A 3,308-nucleotide genomic window follows, 5' to 3' on the forward strand; every position below is an offset into this window, starting at 1 on the left:
GCACCGGCCCCTCCCCCGGCGGCGGCACGGGCGGCGGCACGGGCGGCGGCGCGGGGGGCGCCGCGGCGGTGGCCTTCCGCGGCAGCACGCTGCTCGCCTGGATGCCCTGGCTGATCCTGACGGTCTTCGTCTTCCTCTGGGGCCTCGGCGACATCAAGGCGATGCTGAACGCGCTCTGGACCACCAACGTCCCGATCGACGGGCTGCACCGCGCCGTCATCAAGGTGCCGCCGGTGGTCGCGGCGCCGACGCCGGAGCCGGCGGTCTTCGCCTTCAACATCCTGTCCATGACCGGCACCGGCATCCTGCTGGCGGCCGTGCTGGGCGGCTTCGCCATGGGCTTCGGCCCGGTCGCGCTGGTCCGCGAATATGGCCGCACGCTGTGGGTGGTGCGCTATTCCCTGCTGACCATCGCCGCCATGCTCGGGCTGGGCTACCTGACGCGGTATTCCGGCCTCGATGCCACCATGGGGCTGGCCTTCGCCGCGACCGGCGTCTTCTACCCCTTCTTCGGCACGCTGCTGGGCTGGCTGGGCGTGGCGCTCACGGGGTCCGACACCGCGTCCAACGTGCTGTTCGGCGGGCTGCAGAAGATCACCGCGCAGCAGATCGGCCTGTCGCCGGTGCTGATGGCGGCCGCCAATTCCTCGGGCGGCGTCATGGGCAAGATGATCGACGCGCAGAGCATCGTCGTCGCCTCCACCGCCACCAACTGGTTCGGGCATGAGGGCGAGATCCTGCGCTACGTCTTCTTCCACTCCATCGCGCTGGCCTGCCTGGTGGGCCTGCTGGTGACGCTGCAGGCCTATGTGCCGCCCTTCACCGCCATGGTGGTCGGCGGGTAGCCCGCGGCGCCGGGTGCCATGCGGGGTTGGCCCTCCCTCCACCGGACGGGCCAACCCCGCGGCGGGGCGACCGCCGACCCCCGCCCGACGACAGGCCGGTGCCGCCGCGCGACAATCGGCGGCGCGCCAAGCCACCCGGCAGCCGGCACGCGGGACGGCCCGGTGCGCCAGGCGAAGCGCGGGCCGGCGTCGCTTCCAAGATGGGCGCCAGGTCGGGCCGGCCGGATGACTGGCGAGAGGGGCGCTGCCCCGCCCGCACTCTCCCCGCCGAAGGCCGAAGGGCCTTCGGAAACCAGGGGCCCTCCGGGAGCGCGGCGTGACCGGCGCCGCCACTTCGGCGAAGATCGGGCGGCATGACCGGACCCCTATGCATGAGACCAACCATCGTCCTGGCCTTCGCACTGCTGACCCTGGCCGCGGAGGCGCGGGCTCAGCCCGATTCGCGGTCCTGGGCCCCCTGGGGCGGGGCGGACAGCCCGGGCGGGCTGTTCGGCGGCGACCCGGCGGAGGTGGCGCCGCGCGGCGATGCCGGCGTCACGCATGACCAGGTGTGGCAATGGCTGCGCGGCCGCTTCGACCAGGCGGACCGCGACCGCAGCGGCAGCCTGACCCCGGACGAGATCCGCGCGCATCCGCAGGCCCGCGCCACCTTCCGCGCCGCCGATGCCGACCGCAACGGCCGCGTGACGCTCGAGGAGTTGCGGCCGCTGTCCGAGCAGTGGTTCCGCGCGCATGACGCGAATGGCGACAACCAGCTGACCCGGCGGGAGATGCCGGCACGCCAGCGGGCGGCGAAGCCGGCGGGGTGAGCGGCGCGAGCCTGCCCACCGGCGCACGGACCGCGCCCTTCGCACCGCGCCACTGACCGCCGGATTGATTGGTTTCCCGACCCGCGCCAATCGCCGGCACGGCGGCATCACGCCGTTGGCGTGGCGTTCACCCCACCCGCCGCACCACCAGCACCGTCCCGTCCACGCCTTCCACCCGGACCCGCATCGGCGCCTCCGGCACGCGCTGGTCGCGCGGCAGGCGGGCCGGCCAGTCGCTGTCGCCGATGCGCACGCGCAGCCCGCCATCCTCCAGCGGCTGCAGCATCCCGTGCCGGCCGACCAGCCCGTCCTCCGGCCGGTTCACCCGCGCCACCGGGCGGCGGCGCCGCAGCCGGACGGACAGGGCGATGCCGCCGGCCAGCAGCGTGAGGAAGGTGCCGACCACCGCGCCGAAGGGCGGCAGCGCCGCCAGCACCACCGCCCCGGTGCCGATCGCCGCCAGCCCGACCCAGAGCAGGAAGACGCCGGGCAGGGCCAGTTCCGCCGCCAGCAGCAGCAGGCCGGCCAGGATCCAGATCAGCCCTGGTTCCATGGCCCCGCCCCCGTCGTCCCGGCGCCCGGCACGCTGGCCGGCGGCCGCGGCGTGCCCGCCGGCGGGGACACGCGGAGCAGTTCCAGGGCCTGGGCGATGCCGCCGGCCAGCGCCGAGGCTTCCATCGGCACCACCACCAGCTTGTTGGCCGGGTTGGTCCCCAGCGCCTCGAAGGCCTTCACGTAGCGGTCGGCGATGAAGTAGCGCAGGGCGGATTCGCCGGCGCCGGCGGCGCTCTCCGCCACCATGCGGGTCGCCTCCGCCTCCGCCTGTGCCAGGCGCTCGCGCGCCTCGGCATCGCGCATCGCCGCCTCACGCCGGCCCTCGGCGGCCAGGATCAGCGCCGATTTCTCGCCCTCCGCTCGCACCACGGTGGCGCGGCGCTCGCGCTCGGCCGTCATCTGCAGGTTCATGGCGCGCACCAGGTTCTCCGGCGGCTCCACCTTGCGCAATTCGACGCGGCTGACCTTGACGCCCCAGGGGTCGGTGGCGCCGTCCAGGATCTGCAGCAGCGACGAGTTGATGCGCTCCCGCCCGCTGAGCGTCGCGTCGAGGTCCATCTCGCCGATCACGCTGCGGATATTGGTCATGGCGAGCGCGGTCAGCGCCTGCTGCAGGTTCTGCACCGCATAGGCCGCCTTCTCCGGCTCCATCACCCGGTAGTAGACGATGCCGTCCACCGCGACCGAGGCATTGTCGCGGGTGATCACCGCCTGCTCCGGGATGTCCAGCACCACCTCCTGCACGTTCAGCCGGCGGCCGACCTGGTCGACGAACGGGATGATGAGGTTGAGGCCGGGCGGCAGCAGGCGGGTGAAGGCGCCGAAGCGCTCCACCGTCCAGACCTCGCCCTGCGGCACGGTGCGGATGCCGCGGGCGGCGGTGACGACCGCGAGCAGCAGGAGGACGACAAGGACGATCTCGAGGCCGGACATCGGGGTCTCCCGGGGTGGGTCAGGATAGGCCGGATCGCCGGCTGGCCGGGAGATGGGATGGACCCGTGCCGGCGTCCCGCGCCGCAGGCGTGGCGGCTGGCCCGGCCGCGCCGCGGCCCCGGCCGCCGCCTGCCCGCATCCGCAATGCGGCGGCGCGCGCGGGCCG

Annotated in this window: 4 protein-coding genes; 2 read left to right on the plus strand and 2 right to left on the minus strand. The window is 74.4% G+C overall.

Going from position 1 to position 3,308, the window contains the following annotated elements:
- Both E2C05_RS30120 and E2C05_RS30125 read left to right on the plus strand, forming a co-directional pair.
- Window positions 1-845: L-lactate permease (locus tag E2C05_RS30120; protein WP_133223302.1), on the plus strand; the 845-nt coding region annotated here is incomplete at its 5' end.
- 371 nt (window positions 846-1,216) lie between these two features.
- Window positions 1,217-1,654 carry an EF-hand domain-containing protein gene (locus E2C05_RS30125; RefSeq protein ID WP_158292472.1) on the plus strand — a complete coding sequence of 146 codons (438 nt, stop codon included), beginning with the start codon at window positions 1,217-1,219 and terminating at the stop codon, window positions 1,652-1,654.
- Window positions 1,655-1,781: 127 nt separating this feature from the next.
- Here the strand turns inward: E2C05_RS30125 and E2C05_RS30130 are convergent, their stop codons facing one another.
- A complete protein-coding gene (locus tag E2C05_RS30130) occupies window positions 1,782-2,207 on the minus strand; it encodes an NfeD family protein (RefSeq protein WP_133223304.1) in 426 nt (141 codons plus the stop codon).
- Entirely contained in the window at window positions 2,192-3,142 is a 951-nt protein-coding gene (locus E2C05_RS30135) for an SPFH domain-containing protein (protein ID WP_133223305.1), read from the minus strand. The genes E2C05_RS30130 and E2C05_RS30135 overlap by 16 nt, the downstream gene beginning before the upstream one ends.
- Between the last annotated feature and the right edge of the window lie 166 nt (window positions 3,143-3,308).

Origin of the sequence: Paracraurococcus ruber (assembly GCF_004353985.1) — a bacterium.
Taxonomy (GTDB): Bacteria; Pseudomonadota; Alphaproteobacteria; order Acetobacterales; family Acetobacteraceae; genus Paracraurococcus; species Paracraurococcus ruber.

Bases quoted from the DNA above. Each gene is read 5' to 3' on its own strand.
- E2C05_RS30125 (WP_158292472.1), top strand. From the start codon at position 1,217: ATGAGACCAACCATCGTCCTGGCCTTCGCACTGCTGACCCTGGCCGCG.
- E2C05_RS30130 (WP_133223304.1), bottom strand. From the start codon at position 2,207: ATGGAACCAGGGCTGATCTGGATCCTGGCCGGCCTGCTGCTGCTGGCG.
- E2C05_RS30135 (WP_133223305.1), bottom strand. From the start codon at position 3,142: ATGTCCGGCCTCGAGATCGTCCTTGTCGTCCTCCTGCTGCTCGCGGTC.